The organism is Mesorhizobium sp. B2-1-1 (assembly GCF_006442975.2).
GTDB lineage: Bacteria > Pseudomonadota > Alphaproteobacteria > Rhizobiales > Rhizobiaceae > Mesorhizobium.
Genome location: NZ_CP083954.1, coordinates 1,618,328 through 1,638,744 on the forward strand (window position 1 = coordinate 1,618,328; position 20,417 = coordinate 1,638,744).

General features: G+C 63.3%; 19 protein-coding genes and 2 pseudogenes. 8 read left to right on the plus strand and 13 right to left on the minus strand.

Annotated features, from left to right (window positions below; all coding sequences use genetic code 11):
• Positions 1 to 5: 5 nt before the first annotated feature.
• The 6 genes and pseudogenes from FJ972_RS07875 to FJ972_RS07900 all read right to left on the minus strand — a co-directional run bounded on the left by FJ972_RS07875 (position 6) and on the right by FJ972_RS07900 (position 5,814).
• The gene (locus tag FJ972_RS07875) at positions 6 to 512 is read right to left on the minus strand and encodes an L-2-amino-thiazoline-4-carboxylic acid hydrolase (RefSeq protein ID WP_140500433.1); all 507 of its coding nucleotides are present in this window, start codon (positions 510 to 512) and stop codon (positions 6 to 8) included.
• Positions 509 to 1,300 carry an ATP-binding cassette domain-containing protein gene (locus tag FJ972_RS07880; protein WP_140522614.1) on the minus strand — a complete coding sequence of 264 codons (792 nt, stop codon included), beginning with the start codon at positions 1,298 to 1,300 and terminating at the stop codon, positions 509 to 511. Before FJ972_RS07880 ends, FJ972_RS07875 begins: the two co-directional genes overlap by 4 nt.
• Positions 1,297 to 2,135 (minus strand): annotated as a pseudogene (locus FJ972_RS07885) (ABC transporter ATP-binding protein). Before FJ972_RS07885 ends, FJ972_RS07880 begins: the two are co-directional and overlap by 4 nt.
• Complete coding sequence (locus tag FJ972_RS07890) at positions 2,132 to 2,962, minus strand: ABC transporter permease (RefSeq protein ID WP_140522610.1); 831 nt, start codon at positions 2,960 to 2,962, stop codon at positions 2,132 to 2,134. Before FJ972_RS07890 ends, FJ972_RS07885 begins: the two are co-directional and overlap by 4 nt.
• Positions 2,959 to 3,945 carry an ABC transporter permease gene (locus FJ972_RS07895; protein ID WP_140522608.1) on the minus strand — a complete coding sequence of 329 codons (987 nt, stop codon included), beginning with the start codon at positions 3,943 to 3,945 and terminating at the stop codon, positions 2,959 to 2,961. The genes FJ972_RS07890 and FJ972_RS07895 overlap by 4 nt, the downstream gene beginning before the upstream one ends.
• A gap of 258 nt (positions 3,946 to 4,203) precedes the next feature.
• Complete coding sequence (locus FJ972_RS07900) at positions 4,204 to 5,814, minus strand: ABC transporter substrate-binding protein (protein WP_140522604.1); 1,611 nt, start codon at positions 5,812 to 5,814, stop codon at positions 4,204 to 4,206.
• Between the two features lie 367 nt (positions 5,815 to 6,181).
• On the opposite strand from FJ972_RS07900, the gene FJ972_RS07905 reads away from it, so the two are divergent.
• On the plus strand, positions 6,182 to 7,369 hold the full coding sequence (locus tag FJ972_RS07905) for a M24 family metallopeptidase (RefSeq protein WP_140522602.1): 1,188 nt from the start codon (positions 6,182 to 6,184) through the stop codon (positions 7,367 to 7,369).
• Positions 7,370 to 7,492: 123 nt separating this feature from the next.
• Here FJ972_RS07905 and FJ972_RS07910 read toward each other — a convergent pair whose 3' ends face one another.
• From FJ972_RS07910 to FJ972_RS07925, 4 genes are read right to left on the minus strand one after another with little or no spacing between them, the layout of a single operon-like run.
• Entirely contained in the window at positions 7,493 to 7,966 is a 474-nt protein-coding gene (locus FJ972_RS07910) for a hypothetical protein (protein WP_140500419.1), read from the minus strand.
• Between the two features lie 48 nt (positions 7,967 to 8,014).
• Positions 8,015 to 8,449 (minus strand): cupin domain-containing protein, encoded by a 435-nt coding sequence (locus FJ972_RS07915; protein ID WP_140522601.1) that lies wholly within the window; start codon positions 8,447 to 8,449, stop codon positions 8,015 to 8,017.
• Positions 8,450 to 8,451: 2 nt separating this feature from the next.
• The gene (locus FJ972_RS07920; RefSeq protein WP_140500416.1) at positions 8,452 to 9,321 is read right to left on the minus strand and encodes a phosphoenolpyruvate hydrolase family protein; all 870 of its coding nucleotides are present in this window, start codon (positions 9,319 to 9,321) and stop codon (positions 8,452 to 8,454) included.
• A 10-nt stretch (positions 9,322 to 9,331) separates the two neighbouring features.
• The gene (locus FJ972_RS07925; RefSeq protein WP_140513810.1) at positions 9,332 to 10,528 is read right to left on the minus strand and encodes a Tm-1-like ATP-binding domain-containing protein; all 1,197 of its coding nucleotides are present in this window, start codon (positions 10,526 to 10,528) and stop codon (positions 9,332 to 9,334) included.
• A 120-nt stretch (positions 10,529 to 10,648) separates the two neighbouring features.
• Between FJ972_RS07925 and FJ972_RS07930 the strand changes: the two genes are divergently transcribed.
• From FJ972_RS07930 to FJ972_RS07960, 7 genes are all read left to right on the plus strand, one after another.
• Positions 10,649 to 11,332, plus strand: a complete 684-nt coding sequence (locus FJ972_RS07930; protein WP_140522599.1) for a TetR/AcrR family transcriptional regulator — start codon at positions 10,649 to 10,651, stop codon at positions 11,330 to 11,332.
• 357 nt (positions 11,333 to 11,689) lie between these two features.
• On the plus strand, positions 11,690 to 13,006 hold the full coding sequence (locus FJ972_RS07935; protein ID WP_140500410.1) for an ABC transporter substrate-binding protein: 1,317 nt from the start codon (positions 11,690 to 11,692) through the stop codon (positions 13,004 to 13,006).
• A 69-nt stretch (positions 13,007 to 13,075) separates the two neighbouring features.
• Entirely contained in the window at positions 13,076 to 13,981 is a 906-nt protein-coding gene (locus FJ972_RS07940) for a carbohydrate ABC transporter permease (RefSeq protein ID WP_140500408.1), read from the plus strand.
• 1 nt (position 13,982) lies between these two features.
• Positions 13,983 to 14,942 carry a carbohydrate ABC transporter permease gene (locus FJ972_RS07945; protein ID WP_140500406.1) on the plus strand — a complete coding sequence of 320 codons (960 nt, stop codon included), beginning with the start codon at positions 13,983 to 13,985 and terminating at the stop codon, positions 14,940 to 14,942.
• Positions 14,939 to 15,172: a hypothetical protein gene (locus FJ972_RS07950; protein WP_140513808.1), complete on the plus strand. Its 234-nt coding sequence runs from the start codon at positions 14,939 to 14,941 to the stop codon at positions 15,170 to 15,172. Before FJ972_RS07945 ends, FJ972_RS07950 begins: the two co-directional genes overlap by 4 nt.
• Entirely contained in the window at positions 15,169 to 16,272 is a 1,104-nt protein-coding gene (locus tag FJ972_RS07955; protein WP_140500402.1) for an ABC transporter ATP-binding protein, read from the plus strand. Before FJ972_RS07950 ends, FJ972_RS07955 begins: the two co-directional genes overlap by 4 nt.
• The gene (locus tag FJ972_RS07960) at positions 16,272 to 17,357 is read left to right on the plus strand and encodes an ABC transporter ATP-binding protein (RefSeq protein WP_140522597.1); all 1,086 of its coding nucleotides are present in this window, start codon (positions 16,272 to 16,274) and stop codon (positions 17,355 to 17,357) included. The genes FJ972_RS07955 and FJ972_RS07960 overlap by 1 nt, the downstream gene beginning before the upstream one ends.
• 329 nt (positions 17,358 to 17,686) lie before the next feature.
• Here the strand turns inward: FJ972_RS07960 and FJ972_RS07965 are convergent.
• The 3 genes and pseudogenes from FJ972_RS07965 to FJ972_RS07975 all read right to left on the minus strand — a co-directional run bounded on the left by FJ972_RS07965 (position 17,687) and on the right by FJ972_RS07975 (position 20,328).
• Positions 17,687 to 18,117: pseudogene (locus FJ972_RS07965) on the minus strand (DUF4437 domain-containing protein).
• A 146-nt stretch (positions 18,118 to 18,263) separates the two neighbouring features.
• Positions 18,264 to 19,235, minus strand: a complete 972-nt coding sequence (locus tag FJ972_RS07970) for an AraC family transcriptional regulator (RefSeq protein ID WP_140522595.1) — start codon at positions 19,233 to 19,235, stop codon at positions 18,264 to 18,266.
• Between the two features lie 106 nt (positions 19,236 to 19,341).
• Positions 19,342 to 20,328, minus strand: a complete 987-nt coding sequence (locus FJ972_RS07975) for an AraC family transcriptional regulator (protein ID WP_140522593.1) — start codon at positions 20,326 to 20,328, stop codon at positions 19,342 to 19,344.
• Between the last annotated feature and the right edge of the window lie 89 nt (positions 20,329 to 20,417).

Consider the following 20,417-nt stretch of genomic DNA (forward strand, 5'->3'; position numbering starts at 1 on the left):
AATTGCTAGCCGGCATCGCGGTTGGTCAGCGCGATATGGCAGCAGCCGCTGCCGTGGCCGGGCGTCCAGGTGACATTGTCGAAACGCACGCCGGTCGCTTCGAACAGGCCACGGTCGAAGGCGCCGGCGATGCGGCAGAGCGTGGCGAGCTTTTCCTCGCCGACGCCGGCCTCGACCCAGGCATCCTTGAGGGGGCAGCGTTTCACCTTGAAGGCGATGCGGTCGGGCCCGCGTTCGACATCGGTCGGATACATCCGGCCGTCATCCGGGCTGACCGACAGGAAAGCTTCGCCGATTGAGCGCGCGTCGTTGGGACCGAATGCGGCGAAGGCGGCTGCTGCCACTTCCTTGCCGCGCTGCTCGATGGTCCGGGTCATTATCGCCTCGGCTCTTTCGGCGCCCAGCTCTCCGGTCAACTCATCCAGGAACAGGCGATAGAGGTCGGCCCGGTTGCGGAATGCGGAATCGAGTTCGCGCGACAGTTTCTCGGCTCTGGCTTCGGGGTCGATCATGATGCTTCCTGCGTGGTTCTTCTGAGCTTTGGTGCGGCTGCCACGAGCGCCTTGCCGATAGCCGATCGCGGCGCATCGATGACGGCGCGGGCATCGCCGCTCTCGGCAATCCGCCCGCCGTCGAGAAGGATGACGCGGTGGGCGACGGCCCTGACGACGCCGAGATCATGCGAAATGAAGAGATAAGCGATCCGTTCCTGGCGTTGCAGGTCGAGCAAAAGATCGAGGATCTGTCCGCGCACCGAAACATCGAGTGCCGACACCGCTTCGTCGAGCACGATCAGCGAGGGTTTCGTGGCCATGGCGCGGGCAATCGCCACCCGCTGCCGCTGGCCGCCCGAGATTTCGTGGATGGCGCGAGAGGCGAGCTCCGCCGTAAGCCCGACGCGCTCCAGCAGGGCGGCGATACGGCGCGGGCGCTCGGAACGGGAGGCGACGCCGTGGATGCGCAAAGGATCGTCAAGCACGCGCGCCACCGTGGCGCGCGGATTGAAGGCGGCAAGCGGATCCTGGAACACCATCTGCAAGCGAGCGCGACGCGCACGCAAGCCGGCGCCGCCCAGAGCCAGGAAATCATGGCCTTCGAATTCGATCCGGCCGGCATCCGGCTCGATCAGCCGCAGCACCAGCCGCGCAATCGTCGACTTGCCGCTGCCGGAGGGTCCGGCCAGCGCCAGCGTCTCGCCGGGCCCGATTTCGAAGGAAACGTCGTCGACCGCGGTAACCGTCTTGCCGCCACGGCGGTAATGCCTGGTAAGATTGGAAACCGCCAGCACAGGGGCGCTCATGCCATCATACCGTGGTGCAGCGGTTCGGCGTCGAGGCCGATAGGGCCTCGAGCAGCGCGCGCGTGTAGGCTTCAGTTGGCGCACCGACGATCTGCTGCGTGGCGCCAAGTTCGATCAATTCGCCATCCCGGAACACGGCAATGCGGTCGGCAAGCTCGGCGGCCAGCGCGATGTCGTGACTGATGAACAGCAGCGTCATGCCGTCTTCTGTCGCCAGCCGCCGGATCAGTGCGACGATCTCGGCCTGCACGATGGTGTCGAGCGCGCTGGTCGCCTCGTCGGCGATCAAAAGTCTCGGGCCGGCTGCGATCGCGGCTGCAATCGCCACACGCTGCTTCTGACCGCCGGACAGCTGATGCGGATAGGCGCGCAGGGCGGAGTCCGGGTCGGGCAGACGGACGCGTTCGAGCAGATCCTTCGCCTTGGCGTATGCCTGAGGCCATGTGAGACCGAGATGGGTTCGGGAGACTTCGGCGATCTGTTTGCCGACGGTCATGACAGGATCGAGGCTGGCGGACGGGTCTTGAAAGATGAAGCCGATATCGCGGCCGAGGAGGGGTGCCTTTTCGAGAAAACGGGAAGGTAGGCGTTCTGCCTTGGCACCCAACATCGACGGTCGCAAAACCCAATCGATACGTCCGTCAATCCTGGCGCTCGCCGGCAACAACCCCGCAATCGCCAAAGCCAGCGTACTTTTGCCCGAACCGCTTTCGCCGATGACGGCCAGCCGCTCGCCAGCCTTGATGTCGAGGCTGATGTCCCTCAGCGCCACCACCTCGCCGTCGTCACGGCGGTAGGTCACCGCGAGGTTGCGGATCGAAGCCAGCGCGGTCACGACAGGCCTCTTCTGACCGCCGTGGTTTCAACGATGCCTTCACCGGCGAGATAGACGCCGAGCACCGTCAGGACCAGCGCTATGCCGGGCGCGATCGACAGGAAGGGCGCGGTGCGCAGCACCGCGCGGCCCTCCGCTATCATGCCGCCCCAGGTGACCCGATTGGGGTCGCCAAGGCCGAGGAAGGACAAAGCCGCCTCGGTGAGGATCGCCGCTGCCACGATCACCGAGGACAGCGCCAACACCGGCGGCAAGGCATTGGGCAGCACCTCGCGAAAGGCGATTTCCAGCGGATGCATGCCGATGACGCGCGCGCCGGCGACGTAGTCGCGCTCGCGGATCGACAGCACTTCCGCGCGGGCCACGCGCGCGGGCCCGGTCCAGGTGCCGAGCGCTATTGCCGCCACGACGACGCCGATCGAAGGGCCGACCACGCTGACGAAGGCCAGAGCGAGCAAAAAGCCCGGCACGGTCTGGAAGGCATCGGTGACGCGCATCAGCACCTCGTCGGTGAGGCCGCCGGCAAACCCGGCCACCGTGCCCACCACGGAGCCGATGGCCAGTGCGGCGGCCGCTGCCGCAAGGCCGACGGCAAGCGACGTGCGGGCGCCGTGGAAAAGCTCGGCCAGCACGTCGCGGCCGAGGCGATCCGTGCCGAGCGGCAGCGACCAGTCCTGGAAGGGCGGCAGCAGCGCCGGGCCGGCGATGGCTTGCGGGTCGCCCGGAAACAGCAGCGGCGCCGACAGGGCCATGGCGCACAATGCCGCCAGGAGTATGGCGCCGGCGACCGCCTCCGGCGTGCGCAGAAAGCGGCGGAGCGTGCTCATGTGCCGGCCTCGCTGGCGCCGACGCGCGGGTCGAGAAAGGCATAGGCGACATCGACGAGAAGATTGATGACGATGACCAGGACGGCGCTGACGAGAATGATGCCGAGCAGCAAGGGCGTGTCGCGCGCGGCCACTGCCTCCTGCGCCAGCCGACCCAGACCGGGCACGGCAAAGACACTCTCGATGACGACGCTACCGCCCAGCATCTGCGCCGACTGCAGGCCGAGCATCGTGACCAATGGCAGCAGCGCATTGCGGGCGACATGGGCAAGCACGATGCGGGGGCGCGACAAGCCCCTGGCGCGGGCGGCCAGCACAAAATCCTGCCGCCAGACCTCGGTCATGCCGGCACGCATCATCCGCAAATAGAGCGCCAGGTAGATGAAGCCGAGGGCTGAGACCGGCAGGACGAGATGGATGGCGATGTCGGCGGCGCGGTCGAGGCCGGCCTTGCCGGAGGCGATGGTCTCGATGCCGCCGATCGGCAGCCAGCGCAGGTCGACAGCGAAGACGACGATCAGCACCAGGCCGAGCCAGAAACCCGGCACCGCGTAGAGCGCCAGCGAACCGATGGAGAGAAAACGGTCGCGAAAACTGCCCGGCCTGGCGCCGGCATAGATGCCCAGCGCCGAGCCGAGGCCGAAGGAAAGCGCGGTGGCGCTGCCCATCAACCACAGCGTGGTCGGCAGGCGCTCGAGGATCACGTCGCGGATCGGCCGCGAAAAGGTGACGGACTGGCCGAGATCGAGATGCAGCAGCGCCCAGAGATAGTTGGCGAGCCGCGTCAGCTCCGACTGGTCGAGGCCCCAGCGATGGCGCAACAGCTCGATCATGCCGGCATCGCCGCCGGTAGAGACGATATAGGCATCGACCGCGTCGCCCGGGGCGGCCTCGAGCAGCAGGAACGTGCCGATGACGACGATCAAAAGCACGAAGATGCTGCCGACGAGGCGACGGCGGAGGAGCGCGAGGGCGCGGTTCATGCGGCCCTCGATGGGTTGGCGATACGTTGGTTAGGACCGCGCCTGGGCACCCCCCTCTGTCCTGCCGGACATCTCCCCCACAAGGGGGGAGATTGGCTGTCATTTTTGGCTTCGCCAATCCCCAACGTCGGAAAATTCGCGGGACAGACAAGTTGCCAATCTCCCCCCTTGAGGGGGAGATGTCCGGCAGGACAGAGGGGGGCCTCGTAGAACTCAACGCCTACGATGATTTCGCGAACGTTCATCCGCGAAATACTGTCACGATTCCAGATATGTGTCCGCCCAGTTCGATACCGCCCAGCGCGGATTGTTGGCGATGTTGCCGACCGTGTCGCGGGCGACGCTGATGAAGCTCCATTCGGCGACATTGATCAGCGGCAGGTCGGCGGCCACCTCTTTCTGGAACTCCTTGTAGAGATCGGTGCGGGCCGATGCATCGAGCGTCTCGGACGCCTTGGCGATGAGCGCGTCCAGCGCATCGTTCTTGTAGCCGCCCTGGTTGGAGAACGGCACGCCGTCCGGAATGCCGCTCTGCACCAGGATGGTGGTCGAGATCGCCGGGTCGCCGCGGAACACCGGCGGGCCGACGGCGAGGTCGAAAGCGTGGTCGGTGTAGACGGCCTTGATATGCGCGGCGGAATCGTTGTTGACGAGCTCGGCGTCGATGCCGATGGCGGCGAGCGCCTGGCGCAGATAGTCGCCGAACTGCTTGGTTTCGTTGAAATAGGGAGCCGGCAACAGTTTCAGCGAAAAGCGCTTGCCGTCGGCGCCCTTCTTGTAACCCGCCTCGTCGAGCAGCGCATTGGCCTTGGCGACGTCGAAGGCATAGGTCGGGACGTCGGCGGTATAGAACTGCGGGTCGTTCTTCGGCACCGGGCCGGTGGCGGTGGCGGCATAGCCGAGGAACACCGTCTTGACGACGAAATCCTTGTCGATGGCATGCGCGATCGCCTGGCGCACCTTCAGGTCGGCGAGCTCCTTGCGACGATGATTGATCTCGACGACGAGTTGGTAGGTCAGCCCCTCATAGCCCTTGGTGATCACCTTCAGGCCCGGCACTTTCGAGATGCGGTCAAGATCGGCCAGCGGCACGGCGGAGAAGGCGGCGAGCTGGATCTCTCCTGCTTCCAGCGCGCTCGCCGCCGAAGTGCGGTCGGGCAACACCTGGTAGATGATCTCATCGAGATAGGGCTCGCCCTTGCCCCAATAATCCGTGTTCTTCGTCAGCCGGTAGTATTGGCCGGCCTTGTATTCGGCGAACTTGAACGGGCCGGTGCCGATGGGCGCGTTGTTGGCCGGGTTGTCCTCGATCTTGCCAACTTCGTAAACGTGCTTCGGCACCACGCTGCTCAGCGCCGGCAGAGCGTTGCGGATCAGCTGGAAGGGCGTCGGCTTGGCGAATTTGAACACGGCGGTCAATTCATCAGGGGTATCTACCGCGGCCAGATCCTTGAACACGGTGCGGCCGAGATTCTGCAGCGGCTTCCAGATCTGCAGCGCCGAGAAGGCGACATCGGCCGAGGTAAACGGCTTGCCGTCATGCCATTTGACCCCTTCGCGCAGTTTGAAGGTCGCCGACAGCCCGTCGGCGGCGCCTTCCCAACTGACCGCCAGGCGTGGTGCAAGCCCGTCCTTGCCATCGAAGGAGGCTTCGGCCAGCGTTTCGACGATCTTGCTGGAGATGAAGAAGACGCCATTCGAGGCGACGATGGCCGGGTTGAGGTTGCGCGGCTCGGAATCGGCGGCGAGCACCAGGCGGCCACCCTTCTTCGGCGTCTGCGCCCAGCTCAAGGCCGGCATCGCGGTGGAGGCCAGAAGCACGGCAGAGCCCGCAAGCACCGTGCGGCGTGAAATCCTGAACTCCGACATCATCCTATTCCCCCTCTATCTCATATCTTGCACGGAGGCCTTTCGGGCGTTTCCATGCACGTTTGATTATGGGCCTTGCCGTGGCTTTCGCCAGAGACGGAATTGGCGCATCGTGGCGTGGCTTTGAAATTTTTGTTCGCTGGACCAGTTACGGGAGAGTGGTCGATAAACCTGACTTGGTAAGACCAGGTCATCCGATGCACCTCACATTATCGGCACCGGCGACGGCCATTCAGCTGGGCGAGCCTGTTTCTGGCTGGACCAGATGGGCGAAAATGGTGCAGATTTGACCCGAAGTCGGAAGACCTAACGGGATCGGGCATCCGGCGGTCCAGCCGATCCGCGCGGACATTCAGGGAGAGAGACAATGAACATAGCTCCGGGGAAGAGTGCCGTCGGCGACATCCCATTCGACCACGCCAGGGTCGATGGCCTGATGGAAGAGGCTGATATCGACGTCCTGCTCGCGACATCCAAGCACAACACCCAATATCTGCTCGGCGGCTACAAGTTCATCTTCTTCGCCGCCATGGATGCGATCGGCCACAGCCGGTACCTGCCGATCGTGATCTACGAAAAAGGCGGACCGGACCACGCCGCCTATATCGGCAACCGCATGGAGGGTGGCGAACACCAGAACCACCCGTTCTGGACGCCGACGCTGCATGCCGCCTGCTGGGGCACGCTCGATGCCGCCAATCTCGCTGTCGAGCATGTGCGCAAGATCGGCAAGGGCGACGCTCGCATCGGCATCGAGCCGGGTTTCCTGCCGTCGGACGCCTATGCCCTGATCCGCAAAGCGCTCCCCGACGCCAAGCTGGTCGATGCCACCGACATGCTGGAGCGCATGCGCGCCATCAAGACCGAGGCCGAGCTGGAGAAACTGCGGATCGCCTCCGAACTGATCACCGATTCCATGCTGGCCACCATCCAATGGGCGCGCGAAGGCACGACCAAGAGCGAGATGATCGAACAGCTTCGCCGCGAGGAGACCAATCGCGGCGCGCATTTCGAATATTGCCTGCTGACGCTGGGCTCCAGCCACAACCGCGCGGCGTCGCCGCAGGCGTGGAAAAAGGGTGAAGTGCTGTCGATCGATTCCGGCGGCAATTATCATGGCTATATCGGCGACCTCTGCCGCATGGGGGTTCTCGGAGACCCGGATGCCGAGCTGGAGGACCTGCTGGCCGAAGTCGAGGCGGTGCAGCAGGCGGCGTTCTCGAAGGTAAAGGCGGGTACGCTGGGTGGTGACATGATTTCCCATGCCGAAGGCGTGCTGAAAAAATCCAAGGTCGCGCCCTACACGGATTTCTTCGCTCACGGCATGGGGCTGATCACGCATGAGGCGCCGTTCCTGATGACCAACCATCCGGTGACCTATGAAGGCACCTATGCGGGCAAGCCGCTGGAGAGGAACATGGTGCTATCGGTGGAGACGACCATGCTTCACCCGACGCGCGGCTTCATCAAGCTGGAGGATACGGTGGCGGTTACCGATACCGGCTATGTGATGTTCGGGGATCGGGGTCGGGCATGGAACCGGGGTGGCATGTAACCTGCCACGTTACAAATGAGCGTGCCGGTCTCGATTGTCTCTAAGGCGCGTCGCGTCGAAACGAATTCATGCGCGGCGCTTTGCCGTTGCCGCTAAACAGAAGTCACTTTTGCGCGACAGGCACTAAACCATTCCAGTGCAGACGACTTCCAATCTTCCGTCGATCGTCTGGGTGCAGCATATGGTAAGCCCCTCGGATGCGGAGACGACGGCGCAATCGGATGCAAACGTTGACGCCCACGGACTGCCGGACTTGGCGTTGCGATGGAACCAGGAGAGTTGGCTCTGAAGCCCGGCCATGATCATAAGCAGGGCATTGATGTCACGTTGATCCGGCGAGGGCGGTGTAAAAGCGATCTTGACCAGCGGATGCTTATGGTCTTTGCAGTTGACCGTCCGTACCTGCTCGACCGTCTGGATCAAGCTCAGCGGCACGGGTATCCAGGATTCGCAGGACAAATCGGTCGAAAAGAGAAGCGTTGACGGGTCGGCGTCGTTGGCCTTGACAATACCGCCAACCGTCATGGCCGGGTTGCCATCCGGCAGGCTGCCCGTTGCGAGCTTTTCCACGAATTCCTGGGGACTGAAACGCGTCATCGCTTCTCTCTCAAGGAGGCATGCTGGATAGCATATCGGAAGGGCGCCTCAAAGTCGCGAGGGAGGGGAGTTCCCGGCCGGCAGCAACCTGAAATCCGGCAGTTCGCGCAATCCCAGTTCCGGCCCTGCCGGCGAATAGACGACGAACAGCTGCATCGGCCCGTCGCCGGTGTTGAGCGTCGAGTGGAAGCGGCTCTCCGGCACGTAAATGGTGCAGCCGGGGCCGACCTTCTCGACCACCGGATTGCCTTGCTCGTCCTCGACCATCTGCTCGCCATGGCCCGAAATGACAAAGATGATTTCTTCCGCGCCCGGATGGTTATGACGGGTATGGCCCTTGCCGGAAGGCAGGTCGACGACGCCGCCGGAAAAGCGGGTCGCGCCGTTCACTTCCGGAGCGACCGTCAGCGACAATTTTCCCCAGTCGAATCCGAAGGCGCTGACATCCTTCGGGTAGACGAACACCTTGCTCTTGTCGGTCATTCTCATGATCCCTTCTTTTTCTTCGTGGTCGTCTTCAGGCCGCCAAGCGTAACGGCCTTGAAATCGGCGGTCTGCCGGGCGATCGCCGCTTCCGCCGGCAGCCGCTCCATCGAGCTCGCGCCATAAAAGCCGTGCAGGCCCTTGCAGCGTTCGAGGATGTAGCGGGCGTCGTCCGGCATCGAGATCGGTCCGCCATGGCAAAGCAGGATGACATCCTTGCGCACCGAACGGGCCGCTTCGGCGATCGCGTCGATGGCGACCACGCAATCGTCGAGCGACTTGGCAGAGGTGGCGCCGATCGAGCCCCCCGTCGTCACGCCCATATGAGCCACGACGATATCGGCGCCGGCCCTGGTCATGGCGCGCGCCTCGTCCGGGTTGAAGACATAGGGCGTGGTCAGAAGGTCGAGCTTGCGGGCTTCGGCGATCATGTCGACCTCGAGCCCAAAACCCATGCCGGTCTCCTCGAAGCTCTGTCGCATGCTGCCGTCGAACAGGCCGATGGTGGGGAAATTCTGCACCCCGGAAAAACCCATCGTCTTCAGCTCGGAGAGCAGCAGCGGCATGATGACGAACGGATCGGTGCCGTTGACGCCGGCCAGCACCGGCGTCTTCCTGACCACCGGCAGCACCTCGTAGGCCATCTCCTTGACGATCTCATTGGCATTGCCATAGGCGAGCAGGCCCGCGGCCGAACCGCGACCGGCCATGCGGTAGCGGCCGGAATTGTAGATGATGATGAGGTCGATGCCGCCGGCCTCTTCGGCCTTGGCCGACAGGCCGGTGCCAGCGCCGCCGCCGACGATCGGCACGCCCTTGTCGATCATCCCCCTGAATTTCTTCAGTATGTCCTTGCGCGGTATTGCCGGCATGTCTTGGATCTCACTGTCTGGCGATTTCGAGGAAAGCCGCGACCGCGGCCTTGGCGAATCGGGGATCATTGATGTGCAGCGGCAGGCGTGTCAGCCGGCGCGTCGCGTTCGGCTTAATCGTGCGCTCAATGGCTTCGAACAGGGCGGCATCGGCTTGCGGGTCGAAGAAGGCGCCGCCTTCGATGTCGAGCGCCGAGACGCCTTTCTCCGGGACAAGGAAATGCACGGGCCCCTTGCAGCGGGCGAGCCTTGTGCCGATCCACTCGCCGATCTTGCGGCATTCCTGCGCCGTCGTGCGCATCAGCGTGACGTTCGGGTTGTGCTCGTAGAACAGCCGCCCGCGATAATGGTCCGGAATGGTCGCAGGCGCCCAGAAATTGACCATGTCGAGCGCGCCGACCGAGCCGACATAAGGCAGGCCGGTGCGGGCAACGGCACCGAAACGATCCTCCGTCGCCGGCAGCACGCCGCCGAACAGGAGATCGCAGACCTCAGTGGTGGTGATGTCGATGGCGCCGGACAGCAGGCCGCTGTCGGCCAGTTTTTCCATGCTGCGGCCGCCGGTGCCGGTGGCGTGAAAGACCATGCAGTCATAGGTCGAACGGAGCTGATCCGCGATTGCCGTCACGCAGGGCGTGGTGACGCCGAACATGGTGAGGCCGATCGACGGCTTGCCCTCGGGCGGCGGCGGCGGTCCGGCGGCCATGCCCGATATCGCCTGGGCCGCATTGTGCAGAACGACACGCGAGAGCTGGTTCAGCCCGGCCATGTCGGTCACCGACGGCATCATGATGATGTCCGAGATGTCGACATAGGGCGCGGTGTCGCCGGAAGCGAGCGTCGAAACCATGATCTTGGGCAGGCCGAGCGGCAGCGTGCGCATGCCTGCGGTGATGATCGACGTGCCGCCGCCGCCGCCGATGCCGATCATGGCGGCAATGTCGTTTCGTGATTGGGCAAAGCGAGCGAAGGCGATGCCCATGGCGGCGACCGCGGTGCCGCGGTCGTTGCCGGCGAGCACCGCGTCTCGCCCGCCGGGATGGTGGCCTGCCACATCCTCAGCGGCAATGTCGACCGGCACGCTCGCGCCGCGCGTTCCGACGTCGACCCGGCAGACAGCGGCACCCGTGGCGGCGATCGCGTCGGCCAGGAAGGCGAGTTCCTCACCCTTGGTGTCCGCGGTGCCCACCACATAAATGCGCTTCATCGATGCCTCCCTCTGCCGGTCCAAGTCACCCAAGGCTCAGTGCTCTACAGAGCGTCAACCTAGCCATTCCAAAAATGAGGAGGTCATTGTAATTTTTTGAGACGCGCGTATCATATTGATATGGATGTCTCACGTCAACACGCCGCAACAAGCGACGACACCGCCGGGGGACCCGAACGTGGACCGCGCGCGCGCACGAAACGGCTGATGCTGGAGACGGCGACGAGGCTGATGCAGGCGGGCGCGACACCTTCGGTCAGCGAGGTTGCCGAGGCGGCGCAGGTTTCCCGCGCCACCGCCTATCGCTATTTTCCGAGCCAGGCGGCACTGGTGCAGGCGGTGGTCGACGAGGGGCTCGGACCGATCCTCACGTGGAAATCCACCTCTGCCGATGCCGAGCGCCGCGTCGCCGAGCTCTTCGATACGGCCATGCCGCGCATCGAGGCTTTCGAGGCCACATTCAAGGCGGCGTTGAAACTGTCGCTCGATCAGTGGGCGCGGCGCCAGGCCGGCACTTTGGGCAGCGAACCGACCTTCAAGCGCGGCCACCGCGTCGAGTTGCTTCAGGACGCGCTCGCTCCGCTCAAGGGCCGGCTGCCGCCGCGCGACCTTCAGCGGCTGGCGCAGGCGCTGTCGCTGATCTTCGGCGTCGAGGTGCTTATCGTGCTGAAGGACATCTGGGGACTGGACGGTCGCCGGATGATGTCTGTCGCCCAGTGGGCGGCGGTCGCCCTGGTGCGCGCGGCGATCGCGGAATCAGTCTCCGAAGCACAAGCGATCGAACCAACAAGGGTCACGAAATAGCAGGTATCTGGTTCTACCAGATTTGCATGCCGGCTGCTGATATTAACCGCAATGCTGAAGCATGAACAAGGCTGATGTCTATCAATGAGTAGGAAAATTTAGGAAAAACAGGCAGATAAGGCTGGAATTCGAGACTTCGAGCTGTCACCATTGCTCAAGAAAGGGCTTGACGAAGCTTCAAAATTGGTAATACCAGATCAAAGGAGAAAAGCGGATCGAAAGTGAGGGCTGCGATCCATTTCCGGACGGGCGAGGAGGCTCCAAACCGGAAGGCGCGACCAAGGGAGGAACTACCAGGGCCGGCCCCGTTTGCCGGCTCGCTTGATACGGTAGAATGCGCACAAGGGAGGAAACATCATGCGCAAGATAGTGACCAGCTTGCTTGCTGGTATCGGCTTGACACTTGCCTGCGGAACATCCGTCTACGCCCAGGACAAATCGCTCACCATCTTCTGGGCGGAATGGGATCCTGCCAACTACCTCCAGGAACTCGGCAACGAGTACGAGAAGGAAACCGGCGTCAAGATCACGGTGGAAACCACGCCCTGGGCCGACTTCCAGACCAAGGCCTTCACCGAGTTCAACGCTCATGGCGATGCCTACGACCTGGTCGTCGGCGACTCGCAGTGGCTCGGCGCCGGGTCGACCGGTGGCCACTATGTCGACCTCACCGACTTCTTCAACAAGCACAAGCTCGGCGAGGTGATGGCGCCGGCGACGGTGAAGTACTACGCCGAATATCCTGGCAACAGCGGCAAGTACTGGGCCATCCCGCTCGAAGGCGACGCCGTAGGCTGGTCCTATCGCAAGGATTGGTTCGAGGATCCCAAGGAGAAGGAAGCCTTCAAGGCCAAATACGGCTACGACCTCGACGTGCCGAAGGATTTCAAGGCGCTGCGCGACATCGCCGAATTCTTCCACCGGCCGGACCAGAAGAGATACGGCATCGCCATCTACACCGACAATTCCTATGACGCGATGGCGATGGGCTTCGAGAACGCGCTGTTCTCCTATGGCGGCGAACTGGGTGACTATTCGACCTACAAGGTCGACGGTTTCATCAACTCCGACAAGGCTGTCGCCGCGCTCGACGCCTATAAGGAGCTTTACAAGTTCACGCCTCCGGGCTGGGCCAAGTCGTTCTTCGTCGAGGACAACCAGGCGATCACCGAAAACCTGGCCGCGATGAGCATGAACTACTTCGCGTTCTTCCCCTCGCTGATCAACGAGGCGTCGAACCCGAACGCCAAGAACACCGGCTTCTTCGCCAATCCTCCCGGGCCGAACGGCGACCAGTTCGCCGCACTCGGTGGTCAGGGCATCTCCGTCGTCTCCTACTCGCAGAAGCAGGACGAGGCGATGAAGTTCCTCGAATGGTTCATCAAGGACGAGACCCAGAAGAAGTGGGCGGCACTCGGCGGCTACACCTGCAGCGCAGCCGTGCTCAAGTCGGAAGAGTTCCAGAATGCGACGCCCTACAACAAGGCCTTCTACGAGACCATGTTCAAGGTGAAGGATTTCTGGGCGGTGCCGGAATACGCCGAACTGCTCCAGCAGCTCAACCAGCGCGTCTATCCCTACATGATCGGCGGCGAAGGCACCGCCAAGGAAACGCTCGACGCACTGGCCGCCGACTGGAACGCGACCTTTAAGAAATACGGCCGCGGCCAATAATCGTTCATGTCCCACGGAGGGGGCGCTCATGCCTCCTCCGTTTCTTTTTCTTCAAGCGGGAGCAGGGTCTTGGCGACCACGATGATCACCACGCTGGACAGATCTTCACGCGCGGCCGCGCGTGGCCTTAGCGATATTTCGATCCGCAATCTTTTCATCATCCCGACGATCCTGTTCCTGATCGTCTTCAACATCTTTCCGCTGATCTATTCGCTCGGCTATTCCTTCACCGATTTCCGCGCCTCGACCAACGCGCCGGCGAATTTCGTCGGGTTGCAGAACTACCGCGACCTGCTCAGCGACCCCTATGTCTGGTCCAACTTCGCGATCACCGCCAAATACGTGATCATCTCGGTCGCCGGACAGTTGCTGGTCGGCTTCGGCGTGGCGATGCTGCTCAACCGCGATATTCCGCTGAAGGGGCTGCTGACGACCCTGCTGCTGCTGCCGATGATGCTGTCGATGGCCGTCGTCGGCCTGTTCTGGAAACTGCTCTACGATCCGTCATGGGGCGTCATCAACTATGCGCTTGGGCTTGGCAATTTCGAGTGGCTGGCCGACCCCAAGATGGCACTCTACGCGGTGGCGCTGACCGACATCTGGATGTGGTCGCCCTTCGTCATGCTGCTGTCGCTGGCCGGCCTCTCGGCGGTGCCGAAGCACCTCTACGAAGCCGCCGCTATCGACCGCGCCGGTCCGTTCTACACCTTCTTCCGCATCACCTTGCCGCTGGTCGCGCCGATCCTCATGATCGCCGTCATCTTCCGCACCATGGAAGCGTTCAAGACCTTCGATCTGGCCTACATCCTGACCACCCAGCCGACGGCTGAACTGATCTCGATCCGGCTCTACAAGATGGCGTTCCAGGAATGGCAGACCGGGCGCTCCTGCGCGCTCGCCTACATCGTGCTGATCATGGTGCTGGCCATCACCAACATCTACGTCAAATATCTGAACAAAGTGAAGGAGCGCTGAGATGGCCGCCGTCCGCACTTCTTCCGAGATCGCCCTCAACCGCGTCGCAATCGTCGCCGTGCTGGTGGCGACAGTGATCTTCCTGGCACCGATCTACTGGATCGCCTCGACGGCGTTCAAGCCGCGCAACCTTGCCACCACCATCCCGCCGACGGTCGTGTTCCAGCCGGAGATATCGCCCTTCGTGAAGCTGTTCACCAAGCGCTCGCAATTGCGCAGCCCGCCTTCGCCCGAAGAATACGCGGCGGCGCCCTGGTGGGAACGCGTCGTCTTCGACGGCGGCGAAAAGATCGTGCGCGACGGCAAGGGCCAGGTGCAATGGTCGGGCTATCCGAACCGTTTCATGAATTCGCTGATCGTCGCGATCACCTCGACGGTGCTGGCGGTCGGCATGGGTACATTCACCGCCTATGGCTTCTCGCGCTTCAGGGTCAAAGGCGAGGCGGACCTTTTGTTCTTCATCCTCTCGACCCGCATGCTGCCGCCCGTGGTGGTGGCGATCCCGATGTTCCTGATGTACCGGGCGGTCGGCCTCAACGATTCCCATATCGGGCTGATCATCCTCTACACCGCCTTCAACCTGTCCTTCTCGGTTTGGCTGATGAAGGGCTTCATGGACGAGATCCCGAAGGAGTACGAGGAAGCGGCGCTCGTCGACGGCTATACGCGCATGGAAGCCTTCTTCAAGATCGTGCTGCCCGAAGCCGCCACCGGCATCGCCGCGACGGCCGTGTTCTGCTTCATCACGGCATGGAACGAATATGCCTTCGCGCTGATCATGACCAATCGCCGCGCCCAGACCGCACCGCCGTTCATCCCGAGCCAGGTCGGCTCCGGGCTGCCGGACTGGACGGTGATCGCCGCCGGCACTTTCCTGTTCCTGCTTCCTGTCGCCATCTTCACCTTCCTGCTTCGTAATCACCTGTTGCGCGGCATGTCCTTCGGAGCGATCCGCAAATGAGCTTTCGCGCCATCAACCAGAAATATCTGGAACCAGGCAGCCAGGTGCTGATGGTGCTCGGCATCGTTGCGCTCTGCCAGCCCTGGAACTTGCTGCTGCACAGCTATGGGCTGACCATCATCCTGATCGGCCTGATCGGCTTCAACATCACCTCCAAGATCGCACCGCAAGAGGAAGCCGGAACCGGCCAGTCAGGCGATCCGCAGCGAAATCCGGGAGCGCAGCATTGACCCAGATCGAGCTTCGCGGCGTCCAGAAGTTCTTCGGCGCCGTCCAGGTCATCAAGGACCTCAACCTCAAGATCGAAGACAACGAGTTCATCGTGCTGCTCGGTCAGTCGGGCTGCGGCAAGACGACGACGCTGCGCGCCATTGCCGGGCTGGAGACGATCGACGAGGGCGACATCCTCATCGACGGCAAGCCCATCCAGCATCTGAAGGCCGCCGATCGCGACATCGCCATGGTCTTCCAGTCGTTCTCGCTGTACCCGCATATGAGCGTCTACGAGAACATCGCCTTTCCCTTGCGCGCCACGCGAAAGAGCAAGAGCGAAATCGACCAGGAAGTTCGCTCGGTCGCCAAGACGCTGCAAATCACGGACCTGCTCGGCAAGAAACCGTCGGCGCTGTCGGGCGGCGACATGCAGCGCGTGGCGATCGGCCGGGCACTGGTGCGGCGGCCGAAAGCGATGCTGATGGACGAGCCGATCGGCGCGCTCGACGCCAAGCTGCGCGAGGAGATGCGGGCCGAGATCAAGCGGCTGCACATCAAGCAAGGCTCGACCACCATCTACGTCACCCATGACCAGATCGAGGCGATGAGCCTCGCCGATCGCATCGTCATCATGCATGAGGGGGTTCTCCAGCAGGTCGGCTCCCCCGACGAGGTCTATTCGCACCCGGCCAACCTCTTCGTCGCGCAATTCGTCGGCAGTCCGGTGATGAACGTGGCCGACGCGGCGGTGGCCGAAAAAGCCTCGTCGGCCTCGGTGACGGTGGGCGATGCGCCAACCGGTTTCGAGTTCCCGCGCGCGCTCCTGTCGAAGCTGAACGGCCATGCGGGCGGCCGGCTGGCACTCGGCATCAGGCCGGAAGGCGTCCTCATCAGCCGTGAGGCGGCGGAGGGCTTCATGGCGGTCGAGACGCAGATCGTCGAGCCGCTCGGCTCGTTCGACATCGTCGACCTGAAAGTCGGCTCCAAGATGCTGCGCGCCCGCACCAAGAGCGGCTTCATTTCAGGTCCCGGCGAGAGGGTGTTCGCCAGGATCGATCCGACACAGGCGCATTTCTTCGACGCGGCGAGCGGCAAGTCGCTCGGAGTGAGACTCTGATGGCCCATATCCAGCTCAAGAACATCTCCAAGACGTTCGGCAATCACACGGCCCTGACTGGGCTCGACCTCGACATCGCCGATGGCGAGTTCTTCGTCCTGCTCGGCGAGACGGGCGCGGGCAAGACAACGACGCTGCGGCTGATCGCCGGACTGGAAAAACCGAGCGAGGGCCAGGTCTTCATCGACGGGATCGACGTTGCCGACTGGGGCGCCGCCGAGCGCGACGTGGCGCTGGTGCTGCAGCAATATTCGCTCTACCCGCGCTATACGGTGCGCGAAAACCTCGAATTCCCGCTGAAGCCGAAGATCCGGCGGCTGCCCGACGCCGAAATCAAGGACCGCGTCGACCGCGCGGCGCGGACGCTCAGGATCGAGCATCTGCTCGACCGCAAGACCGACCGGCTGTCGGGCGGCGAGATGCAGCGCGTCTCGATCGGCCGGGCCATCGTGCGCAAGCCGCGCGTGTTCCTGATGGACGAGCCGCTGTCGGCGCTCGACGCCAAGCTGCGCGAGGCGCTGCGCACGGAACTGAAGAACCTGCAGATGCAGCTCGGCGCCACCTTCCTGTTCGTCACCCACGACCAGATCGAGGCGATGTCCATGGGCGACAAGGTGGGCGTGCTCAACCATGGCCGCATCGTCCAGACCGGCACGCCGCATGAGATCTACAACAATCCGCGCGACACCTATGTGGCGAGCTTCGTGGGCTCGCCGCCGATGAACCTCATCGACGGCAGGGTGGTCAACGATCATGCGGTCATGGCGCCGCTGAATTTCGAATTGCCGCTTTCAGGGGGAGCCAAGGCGAGTGCGGCGACCGACGGTCGCCCGCTCGTCTTCGGCATCCGCCCCGAGGACGTCTATCTCGAGAGCGGTGCGCCGGTCGAGGCGCGCGTCCACGACGTCGAAAACCATGGCGTGGAAAAGATCCTGACGCTGCGCGTGGGCGAGACCACGCTGCGCGCCACGGTGCCGGCGCGGACCGATGTCGCGATCGAGCAGCCGGTGCGCTTTGCCTGGAATCCGGACAAGGTGGTGCTGTTCGACAAGGGCAGCGGCGTGAGTTTGCGGCACGCCGGATGAGGCGAATATCGCGAATGCGATGTTCCGGACAGCGCCCTAAACAAAAAGCCCGACTTGCGGCAGGGCAAGGAATACGGGCTAACGGGTCCCTCCGGAGCCTTCGTCGGTGCGCTGTTGATGAAGCATTTGAACGGAAAAACCCGCCTGTGCGGCGGGTCCCTGGCGCAACTCAGCACCATAACCAAATATCTACCATAGTTGCCTTCACCCAGTCAAGAAAAAATTCCTATCATGGGAAACTGGCACAGCGGGACTGGCTGTGGTCAGGTCTTGTTAACCCGAGTTCTGAGCCCCCGCAGCAATGCCGGCCGGACAGCCGTCCCGCACCTCTACTTCGGCAGATAGGTCTCATAGGGCTCGGTGTTGATCAGCAGGATCACGCATTCCGTCTCCGAGAGGCAGGCGTCGTCATGCATCTCATTGGCCTTCTGGGTCCAGTAGGATCCGGGAGGCAGCTCGACCTTGCTCGCCTCGCCGCCGTCCATCTGCCAGTGCGCCCATAGGCCCTGGATCACCACGGCGCGATAATCGGCGGTGTGCGCATGAACAGGGGCGTGCCAGTTGCCCGGGACTTTCAGCAAGGTACCCGCGGGGCCCTTGCCCTTTCTCCCCATAGCGGTCCGAGACGCTGCGGTTGGTCCGGCGCCTCAGAAACATAGGGAATCTTGCTGGCCGGCAGATAGCTGTCCTCAAGGGCGAAGGCACGGCCGGGGACAGTGAGCATTGCGGCCAGCGTCAGGATTTTTAAGTGATTTGGCATCGCTTCTCCTCTTCGGGCCGACTTGCCGCCGGCGCTCGTCTGTTGGATGACAAGCTATTGCAAATGGCCAAGCCGGGAATGGCATTCTGTCCGGAACACTTGGCAATTCATCCAGGCCGGAAATCGCCACTGCAAACAGCGTTGATTTAGCCTTTTCCCGAGGCGCCGCCCGCGGCGCGCAAATGGCTGGGCGCGCTGCCGACGATGCGCTTGAAGGCCCGGCTGAACGACGCTTCCGAATCGTAGCCCAATCTGGCGGCGATCACCGACACCCGCATCCCTTCTTCCTCGAGCCACCGTCTTGCCTGATGCATGCGCACCCCGGCGACATATTTTGCCGGCGTCTCTCCGACGACGGCCGTGAAACGTTCGGCAAAAGCCGACCGTGAGGCGCCCATCTCGCGGGCCAGCGCTTCGACGGTCCAGTTCCTGTCAGGCTGCCGATGAATGGCGACCAGCACGCGGCCGATGTCCCGATCCTTGATCGCCGCGATCCAACCCGTGATGTCACCGGCGCTGTTCTCCACCCAGGAGCGGATGATGGCTGCGGCCAATACATCGGCCAGCCGCGCCAGCATCATGCCGGAGCCGGCCCGGTTCCTCGTCGCCTCGTCGGCCATGGCTTCCAGCAAATGCGGGATGCCTGGCTCGCCGGCCATCAGCTCCTTCGCGCGCAGCATATCCGGCATCATGGCCAGCAGTGGATGCGAGCCATCGTGGTTGAAGTGCATGCTGCCGCAGAACAGCAGCGTTTTTGCACCATGGCCGCCGTTCGAGACGGCGTAGACATTGTCCTGCAGGGGCTCGACGCTGTAGCTTTCGAGCGGCTCGGCTTGTACACCGGGTGCGCTGGCAAGGATATGCCCGGCGCCGCGCGGCAACAGCAATGCATCGCCGGCTTTCAGTTCCATCCATTCGCCTGGTGGCGAAAGCAGCCAGCATCCGGCACGGCCGATGAAGTGAAACCGCGCCGCCTTCTGCATCGGAAAGAGCACGGCCCAAGGCGCGCCCAGTTCGCAGCGGCCATAGTCGACGCCCTCGAGGCGCAGCGCGCGCAACATCTCGGTCAACGCACCCCCCGGGGCCGGCACAGTGTCGTTGGGCGAGGTCAAGTCCATGCCGATTCCTACAGCAGTTCAGCGTCCCACGGAAACGCTGAACTGCTGTATCTCTTCGGGCAATTCCGGACGGAATTGATCCAGCCTGGAGTCACGGCCTGCCGCTTCAGCCGGCCTGGCGGATCTCAGCATGTTCCTCGGCACGCAGGTGGCTGGGAGCCGAGCCGATGACGCGCTTGAAGGCCCGGCTGAAGGCGGCGTCCGACTCATAACCCAGGCGTGTGGCGACGACGGAAATCTTCTGGCGATCGCGCACCAGCCATTGTCGGGCCTGGTGCATGCGCACCTGGGTGACGTACCTGGCCGGCGTCTCGCCGACAATGGTGGCAAAACGCTCGGCAAAGCCCGATCGCGAGGCGCCCATCATCCTGGCGAGCGCCTCGACGGTCCAGTCGCGGTCCGGTTCGAGATGGATGGCGGCCAGAACGCGCCCGATGTCGGGATCCCTGACCGCCGCGATCCAACCGCTTGAATCGCCGCAGCCGCGCTCGACCCATGAGCGGATCACGGTGGCGGCAAGGACGTCGGCGAGCCGCGCCAGAATGCCGCCGGAGCCGACGCGCTCCATCGTCACTTCACGCGCCATCGAGTCCAGGAGATGCGGAATACCCGGCTCATAAGCTTCGAGTTCATGCGCGCGCATGACATCAGGCATCATGCCGAGCAGGGGATGTAGGCCATCGATGTTGAAGTACATGCTGCCAAAAAACAGCAGCGTGCCCGGACAGCGACCATCGGGGCACATGGCTTCATTGGACATGCAATAGACGTTCTTGCAGACTTCTTCGGCCGCGTAGCCCTGGATCGGCCAAGCCTTGGTGCCCGGTTCGCTTGCCAGCACATGCGCTGCGCCACGCGGCAGCAGCGCCGCGTCGCCCGCCTTGAGCTCGACCCACTCGCCCGAGGGCTGCATCAGCCAGCAGCCCTTGCGGCCGATGAAGTGGAATCGCGCCGCTGCCTGGGCCGGAAACTGGATGCCCCAAGGCTCCCGCATTTCGCAACGGGCGTAGTCGACGCCGTCGAGACGCAGCCCGCGCAATATGTCGGTCAGCGGATCGCCAGTGGTCGAAATTTTGGACGAACGGTCAAACATAATGGTGTTTCTAGCATGGAAACTCCAGGCCGTCACTCCCTATGTTGCAGTGCAGCCAAATGTTGCGCTGCAACTTCATCGGAGACTGA